This window comes from Methylobacterium sp. NFXW15 (assembly GCF_049887755.1).
Classification (GTDB): Bacteria; Pseudomonadota; Alphaproteobacteria; order Rhizobiales; family Beijerinckiaceae; genus Methylobacterium.
In genome coordinates, this window is record NZ_JAGEKG010000004.1 from 16996 (window position 1) to 39641 (window position 22646).

General features: G+C 66.9%; 21 protein-coding genes and 1 tRNA gene. 9 read left to right on the forward strand and 13 right to left on the reverse strand.

Annotation, left to right across the window (positions count from 1 at the left end; all coding sequences use genetic code 11):
* Position 1: 1 nt before the first annotated feature.
* The 3 genes from tgt to J4O73_RS10095 all read right to left on the reverse strand — a co-directional run bounded on the left by tgt (position 2) and on the right by J4O73_RS10095 (position 2721).
* Positions 2-1135: a tRNA guanosine(34) transglycosylase Tgt gene (tgt, locus tag J4O73_RS10085; protein ID WP_426216938.1), complete on the reverse strand. Its 1134-nt coding sequence runs from the start codon at positions 1133-1135 to the stop codon at positions 2-4.
* A complete protein-coding gene (gene queA, locus J4O73_RS10090; RefSeq protein ID WP_426216940.1) occupies positions 1132-2229 on the reverse strand; it encodes a tRNA preQ1(34) S-adenosylmethionine ribosyltransferase-isomerase QueA in 1098 nt (365 codons plus the stop codon). The genes tgt and queA overlap by 4 nt, the downstream gene beginning before the upstream one ends.
* A gap of 111 nt (positions 2230-2340) precedes the next feature.
* Entirely contained in the window at positions 2341-2721 is a 381-nt protein-coding gene (locus J4O73_RS10095) for an exopolysaccharide production protein YjbE (protein WP_426216942.1), read from the reverse strand.
* A 169-nt stretch (positions 2722-2890) separates the two neighbouring features.
* Here J4O73_RS10095 and J4O73_RS10100 point away from each other — a divergent pair.
* Positions 2891-2967 (forward strand) — tRNA-Pro (locus J4O73_RS10100).
* Between the two features lie 40 nt (positions 2968-3007).
* Positions 3008-3319, forward strand: a complete 312-nt coding sequence (locus J4O73_RS10105; RefSeq protein ID WP_426216944.1) for an ETC complex I subunit — start codon at positions 3008-3010, stop codon at positions 3317-3319.
* Between the two features lie 19 nt (positions 3320-3338).
* On the opposite strand, the gene J4O73_RS10110 is transcribed toward J4O73_RS10105, so the two are convergent.
* Positions 3339-3797, reverse strand: a complete 459-nt coding sequence (locus J4O73_RS10110) for a nucleoside deaminase (protein WP_426216945.1) — start codon at positions 3795-3797, stop codon at positions 3339-3341.
* A gap of 282 nt (positions 3798-4079) precedes the next feature.
* Here J4O73_RS10110 and J4O73_RS10115 point away from each other — a divergent pair, with 282 nt between their 5' ends.
* Positions 4080-6041 (forward strand): putative bifunctional diguanylate cyclase/phosphodiesterase, encoded by a 1962-nt coding sequence (locus J4O73_RS10115; protein ID WP_426216947.1) that lies wholly within the window; start codon positions 4080-4082, stop codon positions 6039-6041.
* Positions 6042-6046: 5 nt separating this feature from the next.
* Here J4O73_RS10115 and J4O73_RS10120 read toward each other — a convergent pair whose 3' ends face one another.
* Genes J4O73_RS10120 through J4O73_RS10130 form a run of 3 tightly spaced genes read right to left on the reverse strand, consistent with a single transcriptional unit; the run spans position 6047 to position 9266 of the window.
* Positions 6047-7519 carry a flavin-containing monooxygenase gene (locus J4O73_RS10120; protein WP_426216949.1) on the reverse strand — a complete coding sequence of 491 codons (1473 nt, stop codon included), beginning with the start codon at positions 7517-7519 and terminating at the stop codon, positions 6047-6049.
* Entirely contained in the window at positions 7516-8409 is an 894-nt protein-coding gene (locus J4O73_RS10125; protein ID WP_426216950.1) for an alpha/beta hydrolase, read from the reverse strand. The genes J4O73_RS10120 and J4O73_RS10125 overlap by 4 nt, the downstream gene beginning before the upstream one ends.
* Positions 8410-8411: 2 nt before the next feature.
* On the reverse strand, positions 8412-9266 hold the full coding sequence (locus J4O73_RS10130) for an SDR family NAD(P)-dependent oxidoreductase (protein ID WP_426216952.1): 855 nt from the start codon (positions 9264-9266) through the stop codon (positions 8412-8414).
* Positions 9267-9366: 100 nt separating this feature from the next.
* Between J4O73_RS10130 and J4O73_RS10135 the strand changes: the two genes are divergently transcribed.
* Positions 9367-9984 (forward strand): TetR/AcrR family transcriptional regulator, encoded by a 618-nt coding sequence (locus tag J4O73_RS10135; protein ID WP_426216953.1) that lies wholly within the window; start codon positions 9367-9369, stop codon positions 9982-9984.
* Between the two features lie 37 nt (positions 9985-10021).
* Positions 10022-11269, forward strand: a complete 1248-nt coding sequence (locus tag J4O73_RS10140; protein WP_426216954.1) for a NupC/NupG family nucleoside CNT transporter — start codon at positions 10022-10024, stop codon at positions 11267-11269.
* 61 nt (positions 11270-11330) lie between these two features.
* Here J4O73_RS10140 and pqqA (J4O73_RS10145) read toward each other — a convergent pair whose 3' ends face one another.
* Complete coding sequence (pqqA, locus tag J4O73_RS10145; protein ID WP_007559223.1) at positions 11331-11420, reverse strand: pyrroloquinoline quinone precursor peptide PqqA; 90 nt, start codon at positions 11418-11420, stop codon at positions 11331-11333.
* Between the two features lie 75 nt (positions 11421-11495).
* A complete protein-coding gene (pqqA, locus tag J4O73_RS10150; protein ID WP_007559225.1) occupies positions 11496-11585 on the reverse strand; it encodes a pyrroloquinoline quinone precursor peptide PqqA in 90 nt (29 codons plus the stop codon).
* A gap of 511 nt (positions 11586-12096) precedes the next feature.
* Between pqqA (J4O73_RS10150) and mgtE the strand changes: the two genes are divergently transcribed.
* Complete coding sequence (gene mgtE, locus J4O73_RS10155; RefSeq protein WP_426216956.1) at positions 12097-13467, forward strand: magnesium transporter; 1371 nt, start codon at positions 12097-12099, stop codon at positions 13465-13467.
* Here mgtE and J4O73_RS10160 read toward each other — a convergent pair.
* Genes J4O73_RS10160 through paoA form a run of 4 tightly spaced genes read right to left on the reverse strand, consistent with a single transcriptional unit; the run spans position 13464 to position 18939 of the window.
* The gene (locus J4O73_RS10160; RefSeq protein ID WP_426216958.1) at positions 13464-14993 is read right to left on the reverse strand and encodes a class I adenylate-forming enzyme family protein; all 1530 of its coding nucleotides are present in this window, start codon (positions 14991-14993) and stop codon (positions 13464-13466) included. The two genes, mgtE and J4O73_RS10160, sit on opposite strands and share 4 nt — an antisense overlap.
* Before the next feature lie 29 nt (positions 14994-15022).
* Positions 15023-17266, reverse strand: coding sequence for a molybdopterin cofactor-binding domain-containing protein (locus J4O73_RS10165; RefSeq protein WP_426216960.1), 2244 nt, complete (start codon positions 17264-17266; stop codon positions 15023-15025).
* Between the two features lie 22 nt (positions 17267-17288).
* Positions 17289-18263, reverse strand: coding sequence for an FAD binding domain-containing protein (locus J4O73_RS10170; RefSeq protein ID WP_426216962.1), 975 nt, complete (start codon positions 18261-18263; stop codon positions 17289-17291).
* A 10-nt stretch (positions 18264-18273) separates the two neighbouring features.
* Entirely contained in the window at positions 18274-18939 is a 666-nt protein-coding gene (gene paoA / locus J4O73_RS10175) for an aldehyde dehydrogenase iron-sulfur subunit PaoA (RefSeq protein ID WP_426216963.1), read from the reverse strand.
* 208 nt (positions 18940-19147) lie between these two features.
* Between paoA and J4O73_RS10180 the strand changes: the two genes are divergently transcribed.
* From J4O73_RS10180 to J4O73_RS10190, 3 genes are all read left to right on the forward strand, one after another.
* The gene (locus tag J4O73_RS10180; protein WP_426216965.1) at positions 19148-19969 is read left to right on the forward strand and encodes an aldo/keto reductase; all 822 of its coding nucleotides are present in this window, start codon (positions 19148-19150) and stop codon (positions 19967-19969) included.
* 165 nt (positions 19970-20134) lie between these two features.
* Positions 20135-21148 carry a quinolinate synthase NadA gene (gene nadA / locus J4O73_RS10185; RefSeq protein WP_426216966.1) on the forward strand — a complete coding sequence of 338 codons (1014 nt, stop codon included), beginning with the start codon at positions 20135-20137 and terminating at the stop codon, positions 21146-21148.
* Positions 21145-22641 (forward strand): L-aspartate oxidase, encoded by a 1497-nt coding sequence (locus tag J4O73_RS10190; protein ID WP_426216968.1) that lies wholly within the window; start codon positions 21145-21147, stop codon positions 22639-22641. Before nadA ends, J4O73_RS10190 begins: the two co-directional genes overlap by 4 nt.
* The last annotated feature ends 5 nt before the right edge of the window (positions 22642-22646 follow it).

Genomic DNA, 22646 nt, shown 5'->3' on the forward strand with positions numbered 1-22646 from the left:
CTCAGGCCGCCTTTTGCTCGGAACGCGCCCAGCCCTCGCGCGTCTCGGCGCAGTAATCGGCGAAACGCCCCTCGCGGATGGCGGCACGGGCGCCCGCCATCAGGTCCTGGTAATAGGCAAGGTTGTTCCACGTCAGGAGCATCATCCCCAGGATCTCGTTCGAACGGACGAGGTGGTGGAGATAGGCGCGGGAATAATCGCGGGCGGCGGGACAGGAGGATTGCTCGTCCAGGGGCTCGATGGCCTCGGCCCAGCGGGCATTGCGCAGGTTCACCCGGCCGTTGCGCGTGTAGGCGAGCCCGTGCCGCCCGGCGCGGGTCGGCATCACGCAATCGAACATGTCGATCCCGCGCGCGACCGCGCCGAGGATGTCGTCCGGGGTGCCGACGCCCATGAGGTAGCGCGGCTTGTTCTGCGGCAGGTGCGGCTCGGTGGCCTCGATCATCGTGAACATGACCGCCTGCGGCTCACCCACCGCCAAGCCCCCGATGGCGTAGCCCTTGAGGTCGAGATCCACCAATTCGCGCGCGCTCTCCGCGCGGAGATCCGTCAGGTCGCCACCCTGCACGATGCCGAACATGGCCTTGCCGGGCTGCTCACCGAAGGCCACGCGGCACCGCTCGGCCCAGCGGAGCGACAGGCGCATCGCCTTCTCGATCTCGGCGCGCTCGGCGGGCAGGCGCACGCATTCATCGAGCTGCATCTGGATATCGGATCCGAGCAGCCCCTGAATCTCGATGGAGCGTTCGGGGCTCATTTCGTAGGCGGTGCCATCGATATGCGAGCGGAAGGTCACGCCCGTCTCGTCGATCTTTCGCAGGGCCGACAGCGACATCACCTGGAAGCCGCCGGAATCGGTGAGGATCGGCCCGTCCCATTGCATGAACCGGTGCAGGCCGCCGAGACGCGCCATCCGTTCGGCGCCCGGTCGCAGCATCAGGTGGTAGGTGTTGCCGAGCACGACGTCCGCGCCCAGTTCGCGCACCTGCGACGCGTACATCGCCTTCACCGTGGCGGCCGTGCCGACCGGCATGAAGGCGGGGGTGCGGATGCGTCCGCGCGGCATGGCGATCTCGCCCGTGCGCGCAGCACCATCCTGTGCGTGCAGGGAGAAGCCGAAATTCGTCGGGTTCATGCGGCATCTCCGGGTGCGGCCGGGAAGAGCAGGCTCGCATCGCCGTACGAGTAGAAGCGATAGCCCGTCGCGATGGCGTGGGCATACGCCGCGCGCATCGTCTCAAGGCCGGAGAAGGCGCTCACCAGCATGAAGAGGGTCGAGCGCGGCAGATGGAAGTTCGTCACCAGGGCATCGACCGCCCGGAAGCGGTAGCCCGGCGTGATGAAGATGTCCGTGGGGCCGGAAAAGGCAGCGATCCGCCCATCCTCGCCTGCGGCGCTTTCAAGCAACCGCATCGCGGTAGTGCCCACGGCGACGATCCTCCCGCCTGCGTCTCGGGTCCGGTTCAGCGCCTCGGCCGTAGCGGCATCGAGATGGCCGATCTCGCTGTGCATGCGATGGCCCTCAGTGTCGTCGGCCTTGACCGGAAGGAACGTGCCCGCGCCAACGTGGAGGGTGAGATGGTGGCGTGCGAGACCTGCGCCGTCGATGGCGGCGAGGAGCGAATCGGAGAAATGCAGGCCTGCCGTCGGGGCGGCCACTGCACCCGGTTCGCGGGCATAGACCGTCTGGTAGTCGCCGACATCGCGAGAATCGGTCGGCCGCTTACCGGCGATGTACGGGGGCAGCGGCAATTCCCCGAGGGCCGCGATCCGTTCGTCCAGCACCGGGCCCGAAACTTCGAAGGCCAGCACGATCTCACCCGCCTCGGCCTTCTCCTCCACCTTGGCGCGGAGCGTACCCCCCTCGCAGGCCATGCCCTCGGCGGTATGACCAAACGTCAGGTCATCGCCCGGCGCGAGGCGCTTGGCTGGCCGGGCGAAGGCGCGCCAGCGATCCGGGGCTTCGCGCATGTGGAGCATGATCTCTGTGCGCTGCCCCGGCGCGCCGGGACGCGTGCGGATCCCATGAAGCCGCGCAGGAATGACGCGGGTGTCATTGAAGACGAGGGCATCGCCCGGCCTGAGGAGATTCGGCAGATCGCGAATTGCACGGTCCGCGAAGTCGCGGCCGGGCTCGACGACGAGCAGGCGGGCGGCATCCCTCGGTTCGGCGGGGCGCAAGGCGATGCTCGCCTCCGGCAGGTCGAAATCGAATATGTCCACGCGCATCGCCGGGTGCGTGCACCGAACGCCCGGCCGATTCAACCACACGCAAAAAAGAAACCCGCCACGGCGTGCGCCGGGCGGGCTTTGCTTAAACGGAGCTGTGTAAAGGCTCGATCAGCAGTCCTTGTCGGACATCTTGGTGGTGGAACCAGCGGCGGCGGCATTGTTCATGGCGCCAACGGTGCCCGGCGAGGCCGGCTGCTGGCCACCGGCCATGTTCTTGGAAGCAGGATCAGCCTTGTCGGCGGTCTGGGTGCCGCCCGTGGCGGTCGGGGCCTGCGTCGCGCCAGCATTGTTCATGGCGCCGACAGTGCCCGGCGAGGCCGGCTGGTTACCGCCCGCAAGGTTAGCGCTGGACTTGTCCACGTCCGAGCTCTTCGGGTTCATCGCCTGCTTGTCCGGCGTGGTGGTGCCGGTGGAACACGGTGCGGCGATGGCCGCGCCAGACATGAGCGCGAAAATTGCCGCAGTTCCGAGCGCGCGAGTAACCTTCATGAGAATTTCCTCCGATGATTGTAATCGTAGAAGCAATCACCGAATCTGCCCGTTAGTTCCGTAACATTCTTCCCGGCCAACTTTGCCGCAGGAAGCGCTTGAGGCGACGCGTTGCCTCCTTGCCGAGGCGGGTCCGAAGCGGTACGGCTGTCCGGCCTTGGATGGGCGTCGGGGTGTAGCGCAGTCTGGTAGCGCACCTGGTTTGGGACCAGGGGGTCGTAGGTTCGAATCCTATCGCCCCGACCATCCACCGCAGCGCCGAATGCCTGGAGCCGTCAGTACACCCATGCCGAGTGCCCGCATCTACCGCCCCGCCAAGGATGCGTCTCAGTCGGGCGTCGCCCGCACGAAGCATTGGGCGTTGGTCTTCGATCAGACCAGCCCGCGCGAAACCGATCCGCTGATGGGCTGGTACGGCTCGAAGGATATGATGCAGCAGGTGCGGCTGGAATTCGAAACACGTGAGGAGGCGGTGGCCTACGCGCAGCGCGAAGGCATCACCTATCGTGTCGAGGAGCCCGCCAAGGAGACGGTGCGCAAGGGCCTCTCCTACTCCGACAATTTCAAGTTCAACCGCACGGCGCCCTGGACGCACTGACCGCGACGGAGGGAGCGCATCAGCCTCGCTGACGCTCCTGCCACGCTGGATAGGGCGAGGGTCCCTCCGGACGAAGCTGCTGGAGCCGCATCGGCTGACGGTCGAGGGGCTGGCAGAGTTCTGCGTAGATCTCGGCGCTGCCCGCGCCGTATTGCTGCGCCTCCTCGGCGCTGAAGGCGAAATAGCCTTCCTTGAAGCCTGAAAGCCGCATAGCTGCATGGCACATCGGGCAGGGGCGCCCGCTCGCATACATCACGCAATCCGACAGGTCCTTGCGGCCGAGCGCCCGGCTTGCCAGCCGAATGGCGACCATTTCGGCATGCTCGGTGGCGTCGTGGTTCACGTGGACCGTGTTGGCAGCCTTGGCGACGACTTCGCCGTTCCGCACGATCACGGCGCCGTAGGGCGTGCCGCCTTCAGCGACGTTGTCCGCAGCGATTCGCACTGCTTCGTCCATATACTCGTCATGCCGTGCCATCGGGTCGTCCTCTCGTCGCCGTGGTGCTTTTCCAGAACGTCGCCGGTGGTGTCGGGTTCAGGCTGTGCGAGCGGGCAAGGCACATGCCGGGTCACCCGCCGAGTAGATGACAGTCGAAACCGGTCAATCCTGGGCGGGGCTAAATGAGCTTATCGCGGGCATTGCTCCGGACCTGATCAGGAGCGCGCTGCAACGCGGTCAGCCAACTTCGCCTGCGCCTCAGACTTCGATGAATTATTTACGCTCCGGCTCTAGACCATTCTTTGCGCGAGGAATGGAAAGATGGCAGCGGTCGCTGGCACAAACCCTGAGCCGAGTATCGCTGACAGTTACGCCGCCCCCACGGAGCGGCTTCTGAAGCGTGCCATCCGTCGCGATCAGCTCGATGCAGCCCGCCGCAGCATCCTGCGCGCCCTCATCATCAATTTCATGCTCGGCCTCGCCTGCCTCGCCGTCGCGATCCAATCGGATCAGGCGTTGGCGGGCAGCATCTGGTTCGCAGCCTCGTCGCTCGCCAACATTCTGCGGGTCTATCTCTGCCGCATCCCCTGCAAAGGGCTCGACGATTCTGCGCCGATCGAGCACGACGACGTTGCGGAGGCCATCGACCGGCGGCTTCACCTCATGGCGCTCGCGGCTCTGCTCTCCGGCACGGTCTGGGGGTGCCTGCCGCTGTTGTGCGCCGGTTACACGTCGTCGCAGACACTGTTCTATCTCACCGTCACCTGTGGCATCACCGCCGGAGCGGTCTGCTACGGCACCTCCTTCGCGCGCATCCCGATCTCCTTCATCGTGCCTCCGCTGCTGGCGGCCGCGGCCTGCCTAGTCCTGACGGGCGGGTTCGAGCACAACTGCCTCGCGGCCACCTGCATCGTTTATCTGCTGGCACTGACCCGGGCCACCGTCGAAGTCGAGGCGAGCTTCCGGCAGTCTAGCGGTCTGAAGAACGAGGCGAGCGCGCTCGCGGTGCGCATGGCGATGCGCGCCGTTACGGACGGCCTCACCGGCCTTCTCAATCGCGTCGGCTTCGCCGAAGAGGCGGAGGTGGCCCCCGCGTCGTGCCTGATGGTGCTCGATCTCGACGGGTTCAAATCGGTCAACGACATCTACGGACACCAGATCGGCGATCAGGTGCTGGCGGAAGTCGGTCGGCGTCTGCGCCAGCAGGTGCCCGCGAGCGGACATGTCGGACGCCTGGGCGGTGACGAGTTCGCCGTGCTCTACGATCCGGATGCCACGGGCTTGCCCTATCGTGACCTCGCCGAGGCGATCATCGCGGCGGTCGCAGAGCCGTTCGACCGGTTCGAAACCGACCGCGTCGGCGTCAGCATCGGCATTCATCTCGGCGACACCGAAAGCCTGACGGAAAGGCTGGTCCGCGCCGACGAGGCCCTCTACGCCGCCAAATCCTCAGGCCGGAATCATTACCGCGTCTTCGATGATGCGTTGCGCGCCCGGCTCGACATGCGCCGCGATGCTGAACGCGACTTGCCGGAAGCTCTGGCGGATGGGGTGATCGAGGTCTGGTTCCAGCCGATTCTCAACGTGCCGACCGGCCGTCTTGCCGGGCTCGAAGCCTTGATCCGCTGGAAGCACCCGCGCCACGGCTGGGTGCCGCCACCGGACATCATCGCCGCCGCAGCGGTCATCGGGCTCTCGGAAGCCGTGCTGCGCTATATCCTCGATCACGTCTACCGGATGAAGCTCCTTCTGCGAGAGCGTGGCCTTGATGAGGTCCGCATCGCCATGAATGTCTGCCCGCGCGAACTCACCCAGACGGCTTTCGAGAAACTCATCCTCGAAAAGCTCGACGCCTTCGGTATTCCGGCGGACGGGCTGGAGATCGAGCTGACCGAGGACACCGCCCTCGATTCCACCATCGCTTCGGAACGGCTCGCCGTGCTTTCCAGGGCGGGGGTGAGCATCGCCATCGACGATTTCGGCGTCGGATATTCTTCGCTCTCGCGGATCCGGCAGTTGCGGGTCAACCGCGTGAAGATCGACCGCAGCCTCGTCACCGGCCTCAATGAGGCGGGCGACAAGCGCGGCCTCGTTCAGGCCGTGATCGATCTCGGTAAGGCGCTCAGCCTCGAAGTCGTGGCCGAAGGCGTCGAGACCGAGACCGATCTGATCGCGCTGCGCGAGATGGGCTGCCCCTTCGCGCAGGGCTATCATCTTGGACGGCCTACCCAAGCCGCGTCGGTCCTCGATGCCTTCGCCCCGCCTGTCCTGAAGGTTGCCTGAGACGCTCAGCGCAGGCGATAATCGGACAGGCGCGCCCGACGGGCGCTGCGCCGGTAGGCGAGCACCGAATCCGGCCAGAGTGTCGTGTTGCGGCCCTTCGGGTCGAGATACCAACTGGTGCAGCCGCCCGCCTGCCAGATGCTTTTCTTCATCCGGTTTCGGATGCGATCGACGAAGCGTGCCTGAACCGGCTCGCGCACCTCGATCGCATCGCGGCCCTTCATCAGAGCCTTCAGGCACGTGAGGATGTGGGCGGCCTGGATTTCGATCATCGCGATGATCGAGTTGTGGCCGATGCCGGTATTGGGGCCGAGCATGATGAAGTAGTTCGGGAAGCCCGCGACGGTGATGCCCTGGAAGGCCTGCATCCCGTCCGACCACGCCTCGGACAGGCGGCGCCCCTCACGCCCCACGATTTCGGTGCGGAGCGATCCGCCGAGGACATCGAATCCGGTGGCGAAGACCAGCGCATCGAGCGCGTGGACGGTGCCGTCCGCCATCTCCACGCCGTCGGCCCGGATCCGCGCGATCGAGCCGGTTTCCAGCGTCACGTCCGGCCGCTGAAGGGCGGGGTAGTAATCGTCGGAGAGCAGCACGCGCTTGCAACCGAAGCGGTAGCGCGGCGTCAGCTTTTCCCTCAACGCGCGATCCGGCACAGCTTTGCGCAGGTGGTGCCTCGCCATGGCTTCGGCCTGATCCGTCACTTTCGAGACGCGGGTGAAGCCAACCAGCGCCGGGAATTCGAGACGCCAGAACAGGCGCCACCGCTCCAGCAAACGCGTGAGCGGGAAGCGCGCGTAGCGATCCTTGCGCTCCTGCGGAATCGGCCGGTCGTTCTTCGGCATGATCCAGGGCGGTGTCCGCTGGAACACGGTGAGGTGGCCCGCCCGGCCCGCAAGCTCGGGCACGACCTGGATCGCGCTCGCGCCGGTGCCGATCACGCCGACTTTCCGGCCGGTGAGATCGACGGAATGATCCCAGGCCGCCGTATGAAAGCTCGATCCGGCGAAATTCTCCCGGCCGGGAATGTTCGGAAAGGAAGGGTGGTGCAGCCCACCCGCCCCGGAGACGATGGCGCGGGCCAGGATCTCGCCCTTGTCCGTCTCCGCCCGCCAGAGGCTGCGTGCCTCGTCCCAGGCTGCCCGGCGCAGGGTGGTGCCGAAACGGATGAGCGGCATCAGCCCGTGCTCATCCGCCACGTCTTGCAGATAGGATTCGATCTCGGGCTGCTTTGCGTAGAGGCGGCTCCAATCGGCCTTGGGGGCGAAGGACAGGGAATAGAGATGCGAGGGCACGTCGCAGGCGGCGCCGGGATAGGTGTTCTCCCGCCACGTCCCGCCGATGCCAGCCCCTTTCTCGATCAGCGTGATCGGACCGATGCCCGCTTGGCGGCAGCGGATCGCCATGGCGATCCCCGAAAAGCCAGCGCCGACGATGAGGACGGCGAGGACGCCGTCGCGATCCGTGGCAGCGCTCATCGGCTGGTCTCCAAGTCCGCATGGCGTTTCAGGAAGGCCGCCGCTTCGTCGAGGGACGTCTTCGCCTCCGGCAGGACGCGATCCGCGAATTGCCACGCATGGGCGACGACCGGGAATGTGCGCAGATGCGCATCGACGCCCGCCGCCTTTGCTCGCTCAGCCATGCGGATGGCATCGTCGCGCAGGATCTCCCGGTCTCCAACGTGGAACAACAGGGGCGGCAGCCCGGCCGGATCGCCGAAGACCGGCGAGACCAAAGGCTGTCGGGGATCGCCCTCGCCGACATAAAGCGGCGCTACCTCGACGATGGAGCGGGCGTGGAACATCGCGTCCCGGCTTCCATTCGTGATGCGCGAGCCGTCGATGGCCGTCAGGTCGGTGACAGGCGAGAAGAGGCATGCGGCCGAGGGGAGGGGGATGCCCCGATCCCGCGCGGCGAGCAGAGTCGCGAGAGCAAGGTTCCCGCCCGCCGATTCGCCCGCAAGGCTCGCCGGGCCGCTCGCGCGGAAAGCGGTCCAGGCCGCGACGATATCCTCCAGCCCGGCCGGGAAGGGGTGTTCCGGCGCGAGCCGATATGCCGGTGCGAAGATCGTGAAGCCGCGCCGGGCCAGCGCCCCGGTCAGCGGCCGATGTGTCTTCGGCGAGCAGGCCACGAAGCCGCCGCCATGGACGTAGAGCAGCCGGTGATCCGCCTTGCCGGAGAGGGGCCGCACCCACTCGCCCGTCACCCCGCCGAGGCTGCCGGGCTCGAAGGTGACGTCGCGTGGGTCCGGGAAGCCGGCACCTTCGAGGATGCGGCGGACATCCTCGACGCTCTGCGCCCGAGCGAGCGGAGCCTTGACCCGGCGACGGACCATCCAGGCCCCGATATGCGCGCGCAGGCTCGCCATGGTCATACCTTTCCGCCGGAGAGCCGCAGGATGGCCCGCCAATAGCCCGTCGGCATCAGACGCTGGATGAACGCAGCGTTGCGCGCATCCTTGCCCACCACGATGCGCGGCGCCCGGCGCTCGATGCCGCGCAGAATCTCGGCGGCGGCCGTCTCGGCGGGCATGGTCAAGAGCTTCTCGAAAGCGATTCGCCCTGCCTCGGCGGCAAGCCGCATCGTCTCCGCCACCTCGGGGTCGTCATCCGGCACGCGCGGGTTGCGGGCATTGCGGGCGATGCCGGTGGCGATGCCGCCGGGATGCACGACGCTGACGCCAAGTCCTGTGCCCGCGAATTCATGGCGTAACGATTCCGAGAAACCGCGCACGGCGAACTTACTGGTGCAATAGGCGCTCTGACCGGGCGGCGCGATGAGGCCGAACAGGCTGGAGATGTTGACGATCTGCGCCGCAGGCCTCGCCTTCAACATGGGCAGGAACGCGTGGCACATGCGCACGACGGCCCGCAGGTTCACGTCGAGCACCCATTCGAAATCGTCGAGATGCGTTTCCTCGAACCGTCCGCCGAGCGCCACCCCTGCATTGTTCACGAGCAGATCGAGCCGCCCGAACCTGTCCGCGACCTGCGCGGGCAGAGCGGCGATGGCGGCCGCATCGGTGAGGTCGAGGGTGCGGGTCTCGGTTTCGGCTCCGGCCTGCCGTGTCCGAGCGGCGGTAGCTGCCAGCCCGTCGGCGTCCCGATCGATGAGCATGAGGGACACGCCCCGGCCCGCGAGGGCGACGGCCAGTGCCGCGCCGATGCCGCTCGCCGAGCCGGTCACCAGAGCGACGGTGCCGTTCAGGCGGAATTTGTCGGCCAAGGGTCTCTCCCGGCTCGCCTCCGGCCGAGCCGGAACCGTGGATCTGATAGGCGCGGCGGCCTTTCCTGTCTAGGGTGATTACCCTAAAGCAATCGATGCCATGAGTGCCGCGACTTCGAGCCCCAACGCCCCGCGCACCCGCGACAGGATCGTCGCGGCGAGCCTCATTCTGTTCAACGAGCGGGGGATCGGCCGTGTGACGACGGCCGAAATCGCCGGCGCCTCCGCCATGCGTGAGGGGAACCTTCACTACCATTTTCCGCGCAAGAGCCTGCTGGTGGAGGCGGTGTTCGCCACCTTCGCCGCCGAGGCTGAAGCGGTGGCGGGGCATCTGCCTGCGGATCCCGAGGGGGCCGAGGCGTTGCTCAGCTATCAACGGGCGTGGTTCGATCTGGTCTGGCGGTATCGCTGCGTCTACCGGGACGGCATCGCCATGGTTGAGATCGCGCCGTCCCTACGCGGTGAGGTCAGGGCGCTGCGACACCGCACCCAGGCCCTGGCACGGCGCGTCTTCGAAACGGCGGCGGAGGCCGGGCGTCTGCGGATCGATCCGGCCACCTTGTCGCGGCTTCTCGACAATGCCTGGATCGTGTCGAGCCATTGGATGAACTTTCGCCTGCAGGGCAAAGCCGACCTCGACGCTGCGGACCTGGAATGGGGGTTCGAGCAGGTGAGAGCGCTGTTCCTGCCCTACCTCACACCGACGACAACAACCTGAGCTTGACCTTTGGCCCGATCCTTCCATCCCCGGAGGGATGATCGATCGTCTGTTCCACGCGGCGCTCAGCATCGCACTGCTGCTGACCATCGCCTTTTTGTTCTCGTTGAACCGCCGAGCGGTGCGACCCCGCGTGGTGGCGAGCGCGCTCGCCCTTCAAATCGGGCTTGGAGCTTTGGTGCTCTTCGTGCCCGCCGGACAGGCAGCGCTGCACGCAGCAGCCGATGTGGTGGCCGCGCTCCTCGCCTATGGCGACAAGGGCACCGCCTTCTTGTTCGGTGGGCTGGTCGAGCCCCGCATGTTCGAATTGTTCGGCGGCTCGGGCTTCATCCTGGCTCTGCGGGTGCTGCCGCAGATCTTGTATGTCTCCGCCCTGATCGGCGTGCTCTACCACTTCGGGATCATGCAGGCCGCCGCTCGCTTTCTCGGCGCCGGGCTTCGGCGGATCATCGGCACCTCGCCGATCGAATCGTTCTCGGCGGTCATCACCATCGCCATCGGGCAGAGTGAGATCGCCGTCGCCCTCAGACCGTTCCTGCCGCTGCTGACGGGGGCGGAACTCTTCGCTGTGATGACGAGCGGCGCCGCCTCGACCGCCGGCTCCATCCTCGCGGGATATGCCGCGCTGGGCGTGCCCATGACCTATTTGCTCGCGGCCTCGGTGATGGCGATTCCCGGCGGGCTGCTCTACGCCAAGATCCTGTTCCCCTCGACCGAGCCGACGCGGATCGAGACGACACGTGTGACCTTCGGGGAGGTACGCGCGGCCAACGTCATTGAGGCGGCGGCGGATGGCACGCAGAAGGGGCTGGCCGTCGCCGTTTCCGTCGGCGCGATGCTGATCGCCTTCGTCGGGTTGATCGCCCTGGCCGATGGCCTGCTCGGCTGGGCCGGTGGCGTCGTCGGATGGCCCAGCCTGTCGATCGAGGCGGTGCTCGGCCATGTCCTGGCGCCGCTCGCGTGGGTGCTCGGCGTGCCCTGGGATCAGGCTGGACTCGTCGGCGGGGCCATCGGGCAGAAGCTCGCCTTCAACGAATTCCTCGCATACGCCGCCCTCTCGCCGACGCTGAAGGCGGGGATCCTCGATCCGCGCTCGCAGGCGATCGTTTGCTTCGCCCTGTGCGGTTTCGCGAACTTCGCGTCGATCGCCGTCCAACTCGCGAGCTTCTCGAGCCTCGTCCCGGAGAGGCGGGCAGAGGTCGCGCGCTATGGCTTGCGGGCGATTCTCGCGGGCACGTTGGCGAATCTGACGAGTGCGGCCGTGGCGGGTCTGTTCATCACCTGAAACGAAAAACGCCGCCCCCGGGAGGAGGCGGCGCCAGAGACCTCTACGGTCGCGGATCGACTTAGTTGAAGGTGTCGATCTCAGCGGACTCGTAGCTGGTGACTTCCATGCCGACGCAGATCTCGGACACGATGGGAGCGGACCAAGCCATTACAATTCCTCCAGATTAGACTTCGGGTGATGTTGAGCGACAACCAGGCTGCAATCCCTCAGGACCGCAAGTGCCTCAGTTGAAGGTGTCGATCTCGGCCGACTCGTAGCTGGTGACTTCCATGCCGACGCAGATCTCGGACACGACGGGGGCAGACCAAGCCATCTGAACCATCTCCTGCATAAGAACCACGGCGCCGCGGCGCGGGCCGCTCGAACTGGCCGCAGAGGATCCGAGCCGACTTGCGCTTCGGCCTTGACCGAACCGCCTGCCTTCCGGCCCTGCGATATGCAGGATGTAACCGTTCGTTGGGGCGCAATACAAGCGGACGCAAGCTTATATTTCTCACATTCGGCTGCTGACCGCCTATGGAAGCTAGGCGCTTTGTGGTGCGGCGGACAGTGACTCCGTAGACTCCGCGCGGGCGGCGCGTTTGCGCTTGACGGAACTCGCGGCCGGGCGCACGAGGCAGCCGCACGGTATCGCCCAGGCGAGGCCGCGCCCCCTTTCAATCCTGAGATCAGTGAGCGACGTGCCCGACCGATCGTGCCTGCCGCGCCCGGCCTCGCGCCGTCGCTTCCGCTGAGCCGCCCTTGCGCCGGTCTGCGGGACCGGCAAGCGGCCTGGGAGCGGCCTGACATCCAGCGGCGCGCCGCCTCGTCCCATGAGGCGCGTCATGAACGAGATGGCTCCCTTCGACACCCGCGTCGAACCCGCAGCTTTGGCCGCGAGGCTGGCTGACGAACGCGCGCCCGACATCGTCGAGGCGCTGAACAACGAGGCGCCGGAAGTCGCCGCTGCGATCCTCCTCGGCCTGCCGATGGAGAAGGCGGTCGAGGTGCTCGACCAGCCCGAGCTCGAATCCGCCAGCGAAATCATCGAGATGCTGCCCAGGGACCGGGTGGCCTCGTTCCTGTCGGGCATGTCAGCCGACCGTGTGACCGACGTCTTCCGCGAAATCGAGGAGCCTGGCCGCTCCGATCTGCGCGCCCGGCTCGATGCCGAGACGCGTGGTGCGGTCGATAGGCTGTCGGCCTATGGCGAGGAGACCGTCGGCTCGCTGATGACGACCGAGTTCGTCACCGTGCCGGGCACGTGGACGGTAGGTCAGACCCTCGAATACTGCCGTCATGTCGAGAAGACACGGGAGACGATCTACTCGATCTTCGTCCTCGACCCGCGGACCCGCGCGCTCACCAAGGCCGTACCCCTGCGGCGACTGATCTCCGGCAATCCAGAGGATAACGTGCTCAGCGTCGCGCCGGGCCGGGCGCCGCTCGCCGTCTCGCCCACGGCGAGCCGCGACGAGGCCGCGCGGTTGATCTCCAAATACGATCTGCTCGCTTTGCCAGTCGTGGATGCTGTCGGCCACGTGATCGGCATCGTGACTGTGGACGACATGATCGACGCCATGGTCCAGAAGCAGACTCAGGAAGTGCAGCGCTTCGGCGGCATGGAGGCGCTGCCCGAACCGTATATGGATATCGGCTTTCTTACGATGATCCGGAAGCGGGCCGGGTGGCTGTGCGCCCTGTTCCTCTCCGAAATGCTGACCGCCTCGGCCATGCAAGGCTTCGAGGGCGAGCTCGAGAAGGCCATCGTCCTCACCCTGTTCATCCCGCTCATCATGAGCTCGGGGGGCAATTCCGGCTCACAAGCCACCTCCCTGCTGATCCGCGCTCTCGCCCTGCAGCAGGTACGCCTGCGCGATTGGTGGAAGGTGGCGATCCGAGAATTGCCGACCGGCATCGTGCTCGGCACCATCCTCGGGGTCATCGCCGTCATTCGCATCGTAGCTTGGCAGAAGCTCGGCCTCTATGATTACGGCGAGCATTGGCCGCTTGTTGCCGCGACGGTCGGCGCGGCGCTGGTCGGCATCGTGACCTTCGGCTCGCTCGCAGGTTCGATGCTGCCGTTCCTGCTCCAACGCATCGGCTTCGACCCCGCCACGGCCTCGGCCCCGTTCGTGGCGACCCTCGTCGATGTGACAGGGCTCGTCATCTACTTCTCGGTGGCGTTGCTGATCCTGCGCGGGACGCTGCTTTAGGAGAGCGCCGCCTCGACTAGCCGTTTCCTCTGCACCTTGCCGTTGGCCGTGCGGGGGAGGGCGTCGAGGAAGCGGATCTCGCGGGGGCGCTTGTAGGCGGCAAGCCGTTCCGCGCACCAATCGAGCAGCGCCTCGGCATCCGCGGCGGCGCCCGGTTGGAGAACGACGAAGCCGCAAATCACCGTGACGTCGGCTCTCACCGGCAACTCGGTGACGCCGACCTCGGCCACCGAGGGATGGGCGGCCAGCACCACTTCGACCTCGTTCGGAGAGACGCGGTAGCCCATCGCCTTCATCAGGTCGTTGTTGCGTCCCTCGAACCAGAGGTAGCCGTCCTCATCGAACCGTGCGAGGTCGCCGCCGACGAACCAATCTCCCCGCAGCACCTCTGCCTCTTCCTCGGGGCGGTTCCAGTAGCCCAGCATCAAAGCGGGTTCGGAGCGGTGGACAGCGAGGAGCCCGCTCTCTCCCACCGGCAACGGCTCGGGAGCGCCCTCCACGGGCAGGATCGCCACGCGCCGCCCCGGCTGCGGCTTGCCCGGCGAGCCAGGACGCACGGGTATCGTCGGCCCGGATGAGATGTAGGTCGAGATCTCGCTCATCCCCAACGCCTCGTAGAGGGGCTTGCCCGTGGCCGAGGTCCAGGCGTCGAGGAGTTCGGTGGAGAGAGCCTCACCTGCCGTGCAGCCATGGCGCAGGCTGCTGAGATCGTGCGCGGGCAGGTCGCCGTATTTCAGGATCTGACGGTAGAGGGTCGGGACGGCGGCGAAGATCGTCGCGCCATAAGTAGCGATCAGCCGGGGCCAGACACTCGGATCGCGTGGTCCATTATAAAGCACCGCCGTCGCGCCGACCGACCATGGATCGGACAGGCCGACGCCCAGCGTGTAAGTCCAGTTCATGGTGCCCGCATGGAGCATCACGTCGTGCTCGGTGACGCCGATCCAGTGATCGAGCATCGGCCGACGGCCATAGGCCGACCGGTGACCGTGCAGCACACCCTTCGGGCGGCTGGTGGTACCCGACGTGTAGATCAGCATGGCTGCGTCGTCGGCGGCCGTGTCGGCGTAATCGGCTAGCGGCTGACCCGCCTTCAGGTCCGCGATGGCTGCGGCGTCGAGCAGGATGCGGTCGCCGAACACGGCCGGATCGACGGTGCACCCACCCGCCAGAGCGACCGCCGCCGCGCCGGAATTCTGCATGAGGAAAGCGGCCTCGCCCTCCGTCAATTGCGGCGAGGAGGGCAGCGAGACCAGTCCCGCCGCCATCGCGCCGAAATGGAGGAGAGCGTAATCGGCATCGTTGCCCATGCGGATCATTACCCGGTCGCCCGGCTTCAACCCCAGGCGAAGCAAACCCGCCGCGATACCGCGCACCGCCCGGTCCACCTCACCGAAGGTCAGCCGCGCCTCGGAGCTATCGCCCACGAGGATAAGGGCCGTCTTCTCCGGGCGGAGGCGGGCATTCTCCCCGAGGCAGTAGCGCGCGGCGTTGAAGCGGACGGGCGGTTGGCGGCTCTCGGTCAACGGGCGTTCCCTCGCGGGCGCGGCGGATCTCACGTCCGCCGCTGCGTCTCCCGTTCTTCCAGCCCCTTGAGCACCTTGTCGAGGGTCATCGGGTAATCGCGGATGCGGATCCCGGTGGCGTTGTAGATCGCATTCGCCACGGAAGCGCCCGCGCCGCAGATGCCGAGTTCGCCGAGCCCCTTGCTCTTCAGCGGGTTCGCCTTGTCATCCAATTCGGGCAGGAAGAATGCATCGACATTCGGCACGTCGGCATGGGTCGAGACGTGGTATTCGCCGAGATCATGGTTGACGTAATAACTGTAACGCGGGTCGATCACGGCATCTTCCATCAGCGCGGCGCCCACGCCGAAGATCATCCCGCCAATGGCCTGGGATCGCGCGGTCTTCTCGTTGAGGATTCGGCCGCCGGTGAAGCAGCCGAGCATTCGCCGCAGCCGGACTTCGCCCGTATCGATATCGACCCCGACCTCGGCGAAGTGGGCTCCGAACGAGTATTGCGAGAACTTCTTTTCCATCTCACCGGGCTTGATCTCGCCCTTAGCTTCCAGGCCCTCGCTCCCCACGAGATCCGTGAAGGGGACGCTCCGGCCACCGGCCGAGACGGCGCCGTGGGCGAACTGCGCCTCGCCCGCATCGAGCCCGGACTTGGCGACCAGCGCCTGCCGGAGGTTGTCGCAAGCGACGTAGAGGGCCGAGCCGGCCGAGGCCGCGCCGAACGAGCCGCCGGAGCCTGCCGATTTCGGGAAGTTCGTATCGCCGAGTTCGACGCGGACCTTCTCCGGCGGCAGACCCATCATCTCGCCGCCGATTTGCGTCAGGATCGTGTAGGTGCCCGTTCCGAGGTCGGTCATCGCCATACGGACGGTGAGCACGCCATCCGGCCCGAGGCGGACTGAGGCCGCCGACGGCTTCAGAGGATTCTGGCGGGCAGCGGCGGACATGCCGAGGCCGATCAGCCATTGTCCGTCGCGGGTGGCGCCGGGCTTGCCGCGCTTGTCCCATTCGAAGCGGGCCGCACCCTCCTTCATGCAATCCACGAGGCGGCGGGTGGAGAAGGGCACCTTCTTCTCCGGATCTTCCTGCGGCTCGTTGCGGATTCGCAGTTCGACCGGATCGATGTTCAGCCGCTCGGCCAACTCGTCCATCGCGCATTCGAAGGCCAACTGACCGACCGCCTCGCCCGGCGCCCGCATGGACGAGGCGATGGGCAGGTTCAGGTTCACCATTCGGTGGCGAGTGATGCGGTTCGGCGCGGCGTAGAGCGAGCGGGTGACGTTGGCGGACGTCTCGTAGAAGCCATCGTCGATCGCCGTGTCCGACCACGATTCATGGGCGATGGCCGTCAGCCGACCGTCGTTGTCGGCGCCGAGGCGGACGCGCTGGATCGTGTCCGTCCGGTGCGTGCCGACGTGGAATTCCTGCTGGCGGGTCATGGTGACCTTCACCGGCCGCTTGATCACCTTCGAGGCCAGGGCCGCGAGCGTCGCTTCGGGAAGGGATTGCAGCTTCGAGCCGAAGCCGCCGCCGATATACGGCGTCACGAATCGCACCTTATCCGGCGCGATCTTCAGCACCGAACCAACGGAGGGCTGGTTCCGGTTCGGCATCTGGTTGGCCGAATAGAGCACGACCGCATCGCCATCCGGGCCGGACTGCCATTCCGCGATGGTCGCGTGCGGCTCCATCTGCGCATGGATCTGCGTCGGTGTGGTGTACTCGACGTCGATCTGGACCGGCGATTTGGCGAAGGCACCATCGAAATCACCAAGCGCCGAATCCGGCTTCACGCCCGGCGAGGTCGGCATCGGCTTCGGTTCGTAGGCGGCCGAGAGGTTTTCGCGAAGCAGCCCTTTGGGCTTAGCCTTGTCATAAATCACCGTCACGAGCATCGCGGCGGCCCTCGCCTGCTCGAAAGTCTCGGCCACGACGAAGGCGATGGGCTGGCCGTAGAATTTGACCTCGCGCCCCTGAAGCTGCGGCCAGACCTGCTCCTTCTTCTCACCCTGCTCGGGCACGTTCTCGTGGGTCATCACGAAGATCGTGCCGGGCGCCTTGCGAGCCGCCTCGGCATCGAGGGCCGTGATCGTCCCGGCCGCCACCGTCGCGGTAACGATGTACCCGTAGACGGGGTTTTTCAGCGCCCGGCTTTCGTAGGCGTAGGGCGCGCGGCCGGTGACCTTCAGAGGGCCGTCGACCCGATCAAGCGGCTTGCCGACGAGGCCCTCGGCGCGGTCATCGAGCGGCGTGCGGCCGATCGGCTGGTTCATCTCCATGGCGGATGTCCTGCGTTCGGCGTCAGGCGCGCGTCGCCTGCGCGACGACGGCGCGCAGGGTTCGGCGGGTGAGGGGGATCTTGAAGTCGTTGGCGCCATAGCCGCGGGCGCCTTTCAGCACCGCGTCGGCGGCGGTATCGGCCGAGCCGGTGCGGATCAGGGCCTCCTCGGCGGCTGCGATGCGCCACGGCTTGTGCGCCAACCCGCCGAAGGCCAACCGGGCCGAGCCGACCCGCCCCTTGCCCTCGGAGGCGATCACCGCCGCGATGGAGACGGTGGCGAACGCGTAGGACGCGCGGTCACGGACCTTGCGATAGATGTGCGTGCCTTCCACCGGCTTCGGCAGGGTCACGGCCGTGATGAGCTCACCCTTCCTCAGATCCGTCTCGATCTGCGGCGTGTCGCCCGGCAGTCGGTGGAAATCGGCGAAGGCGATGCTGCGCGTCTGGCCGTCCGGGTTGATCGTCTCGACCGTGGCATCGAGCACCCGCATGGCCACGTTCATGTCGGACGGGTTGGTGGCGATGCACTGTTCGCTCGTGCCCAGCACCGCCATGATGCGGTTGTAGCCGCCGATGGCCGCGCAGCCGGAGCCAGGCTCGCGCTTATTGCAGGGCATGGACGTGTCGTAGAAGTAGAAGCAGCGGGTGCGCTGAAGCAGGTTTCCGGCGGTGGTCGCCTTGTTGCGCAGCTGGCCGGAGGCGCCTGCCAACAGGGCGCGCGACAGCACCGCGTAATCTTTCCGGACGCGGGGATGGGCGGCGAGGTCCGAATTGCGGACGAGGGCGCCGATCCGCAGCCCGCCCTCGGCCGTGTCCTCCACCTGCGACAGGGGCAGGCGGTTCACATCGACGAGGGTGGCGGGCGTTTCGACCTGAAGCTTCATCAGGTCGAGGAGGTTGGTGCCTCCTGCGATGAACTTGGCGTTGGGTCGCTCGGCGACGATCTTCGCCGCCTCCTGCACCGTTGCCGGACGCTCGTAAGTGAAGGCCTTCATCGTACGCCTCTCACAGTTTCGTGCCGGCGGTGTCGCGGATCGCCGCGACGATGTTCGGATAGGCCGAGCAGCGGCAGATATTGCCGCTCATTCGCTCGCGAATCTCGGCATCGTTCAGCGAGGTCTTGCCCGCGAGGTCGTCGGTGACGTGGCTCGGGAAGCCGTCCTTCACCTCGTTCAGCATGCCGACCGCCGAGCAGATCTGCCCCGGCGTGCAGTAGCCGCACTGGAAGCCGTCATGCTGAATGAAGGCGGCCTGCATCGGGTGCAGCGTGTCGCCCTCGGCCAAGCCCTCGATGGTGGTGATGTCATCACCCTCGTGCATGGCGGCGAGGGTGAGGCAGGAATTGATCCGGCGGCCATCCACGAGCACCGTGCAGGCGCCGCACTGCCCGTGATCGCAGCCCTTCTTCGTCCCGGTAAGGGCGAGATGCTCGCGCAAAGTATCGAGCAGCGTCGTGCGCGTATCGAGGGTGAGATCGTGGGCCTTGCCGTTGATGGTCAGGCGCACCGGCATGGTCTGGGGCGCGGGATCGCCGGGCGCGGGGGCCTCGGCACGGGCTTCCATCGGCCGAAAGCCGAAGCCACCGATTCCGAGCGCACCGATGAGGGCACACCCCTCCACGACGGCCCGGCGCGTCGGAGCACCCGCCTTTCCCGGTGAGTGGTCAGTCATGCTGCGATCCCGCTGAGACAGGCCTGCGCGACCGCGCGGCAAAAAACCTGAAGCGCCGATGTTCTGGTGCGGCGGGGAAACGTTCCACCGCTCACGCTGGATCCGCTCAAAACTGCGCCCGATTCGCGCGGGGATCGAAGCCCGGTCTGGCACCGGTGCCGCCTCCGCCACAGGTGAAGGCCTTACCCGATGCAGGAGAGGTCCCCGCATGGCATCCATCCCGACGCTCGCCCTGAACGACGGACGCCAGATCCCGCAGATCGGCTACGGCTGCTGGCAGATCGCGGAGGCGCAGGCTCCCACCCTCGTGACCCAGGCGATCATGGCCGGATACCGCCTGATCGACACGGCGGCCGCCTATGGCAACGAAGCGGGGGTCGGCCGGGGCATCAGGGAATCGGGCGTACCGCGCGACAAGATCTTCCTAACGACGAAGCTTTGGAACGACCGGCAGGGGCCCGACGCTGCCAAAGCGTTCGAGGAGAGCCGCAAGAAGCTCGGGCTCGAATACGTCGATCTTTACCTGATCCACTGGCCTTGCCCGCAGCGCCGCCTGTTCGTGCAGACATGGAAGGCGATGATCGCGCTGCGCGACGAAGGGAAGATCAAGTCGATCGGCGTCTCGAACTTCACCGACGAGCATCTCGCGACCCTGATCGGGGAGACCGGCGTAACGCCTGCGGTAAACCAGATCGAGCTTCACCCGTCCTTTCAGCGGCGGGAGGCGCGGGGTTCGAACGCGGCTCGCGGTATCGTGACCGAGGCTTGGAGCCCTCTGGGCCAGGGCAAGCTCAACGATCCGGCCATTGCCGCCATCGCGAAAGCGCACGGTAAGAGTCCCGCTCAAATCGTACTGCGCTGGCACGCGCAGATCGGAGACGTCGCCATACCGAAGACGTCGAGCCCTCAGCGGATCCTGGAGAATATCTCGATCTTCGACTTCGCTCTCAGCGAAGATGAGATGACAAAGATCGAAACGTTGGACGATCCGAACGGGCGCATCGGCCCCGATCCGGCAACGTTCTGCTGATCGCCCGCGGATTCGATCAGCGAGGGCGAAGCGTGATGTTGCGGCGCACCCTGACAAATGCGCTGCAAACAATTTATGCTCAAACCTAGCATATCTAGACAGCGGCTCGGGAGGCTCATAAGTTAGGCGGCACAATGCTCAAAGTGAGCATAATTGGAGGACGCCATGACGGCGACCATCGCGCCCGTCTCCCGCATTCCGGGAGCCCTTCCGCTGCCCGACCTTTACGCGAAGGTCAGCCGTCACGTTCCGGCGATTGAATGGCCCGCGCTGGCACCGGACATAGAGGCGATCCTGCGCCTGAAGCGCGAGAAGAACGCCGTCATCCTGGCGCATAATTATCAAGCGCCGGAGATCTTCCACACCGTGGCGGACATCGTCGGCGACAGCCTCGCCCTGGCACGTGAGGCGGTGAACGTCGATGCGGATGTGATCGTCCTCGCGGGCGTGCACTTCATGGCGGAGACGGCCAAGCTCCTGAATCCATCGAAGACGGTGCTGATCCCGGATATGGGCGCGGGCTGCTCGCTGGCGGATTCGATCACCGCCGAGGACGTTCGGGCGCTGCGCCGGAAGTATCCCGGTGTGCCGGTGGTGACCTACGTGAACACCTCAGCCGCCGTGAAGGCCGAGTCCGACCTCTGCTGCACCAGCGGCAACGCCGTGCAGGTCGTTCGCTCGCTGAATGCGCCGCGCGTGCTGATGATCCCGGACGAGTTCCTGGCGCAGAACGTCCAGGCCGAAGTGCCGGAGGTCGAGATCCTGACCTGGGCCGGACACTGTGAGGTGCACGAGCGCTTCACGCCCGCCGATATCCGCGACGTGCGTGAGAGCTATCCCGGCGTCACGGTCATCGCCCACCCGGAATGCCCGCCGGATGTCGTAGCCGAATCGGACTTCTCCGGCTCGACCGCGATGATGATGGACTTCGTCGTGGAGAAGCGGCCCGCGCAGGTGGTGCTCGTCACCGAATGCTCGATGGCCGACAATATCGCGGCGGCGAACCCGGATATCGAGTTCATCAAGCCCTGCAACATGTGCCCGCACATGAAGCGGATGAGCCTGCGCAACATCCGGCGCTCGCTCGAAACGATGACCCACGAGGTCACGGTGGATCCGGCCCTGGCCGACCGGGCGCGGGCCGCCGTGGAGCGCATGCTGGCGGTCAAGACGCGATGAACGCTCTTTCTCGCAACCCGGCCGACCGCGTGATCGTGGTCGGCGGCGGGGTCGCAGGTCTCAGCACGGCCCTGCGCCTTGCGCCGCGCCCGGTCACGCTGGTCACCGCAGCGCCCCTCGGCTCCGGCACGGCGACCGGCTGGGCTCAGGGCGGCATCGCCGCCGCCATGGGCGAGGACGATTCCGCCGCCCTGCACGCGGCCGATACCGGAGCGGCGGGCGCCGGGCTCACCGAGCCGGATGTCGCTTTGCGCATTGCCGCCGAAGGGCCGCGCCTGATCGACTGGCTGGTGAGCCTTGGCGCGCCGTTTGACCGGACTGCCGAGGGTGAGCTTGCCCTCGGTCTGGAAGCCGCTCACAGCCGCCGCCGTATCGTGCGGGCGGGCGGCGATGCCACGGGCGCACGGGTGTTGGAGACCCTCGTCGCCGCCGTGAAGGCTGCCCCATGGATCGAGGTGGTGACGGCGGCCGTCACGGACCTCCTGCGGGACGAGCATGGGGCTGTCGCAGGCATCGTCGGCGACAGCGATGGTGCCCGGTTCCGCATCCCGGCACGGGCCGTCGTGCTCGCCACGGGCGGGCTCGGCGGGCTCTATGCGTCCACTACCAATCCGCCCGGCGCCACCGGGCGCGGCCTCGCGCTGGCGGCGCGGGCAGGCGCGGTGTTGCGCGACATGGAATTCGTGCAGTTCCACCCCACGGCGATCGCGGCCGGGCGCGATCCCATGCCGCTCGCCACCGAAGCCCTGCGCGGTGAGGGCGCCCGGCTCATCGACGAGACCGGCGCTGCCGTCATGGCGGGCATTGCCGGGGGCGACCTCGCCCCCCGCGATGTCGTCGCTCGCGGCATCTTCCAGGCGCTGCAACGGGGCCGCACGGTGTATCTCGACACGCGCGGGGCGCTCGGCGCCGCGATGCCGATGCGCTTTCCCACCGTGGCCGCGCTCTGTGCGTCGGCCGGGATCGATCCGGCTGTGCAGCTCATCCCGGTGCGCCCGGCGGCGCACTACCACATGGGTGGCGTGAAGGTGGATGCGCAGGGCGCGTCCAGCGTGCCGGGCCTTTATGCCTGCGGCGAAGTCTCCTCCACCGGGCTGCACGGGGCAAACCGCCTTGCCAGCAATTCGCTGCTCGAAGGGCTGGCCTATGCCGGGTTCATCGCGGACGGGCTCGATGCGCCGCCGCCGCGCCGGATCCTGGCCGACGTGCCGACCCTGCGTGCCCCCTCCGATCTGCCTGCGATCCGCGCGCTTATGGAAACCCATGTCGGCGTGGTGCGGGAGGCGAAGGGCCTGAACGAGGCCGTTGAGATCCTCGCCCCCCTCGCGCAGACCTGCGACGCCGCCCTCGTGGCCTCTCACATCGCGCGCAGCGCCCTCTCGCGTGAGGAGAGCCGTGGCGCCCACTGGCGCAGCGACCATCCCCATCAGGCGCCAGCCCGCCACACCGAGACGACGCCCACCGGCATCGCCGCTCCCGCGCTCGCAGAGTGAGACAT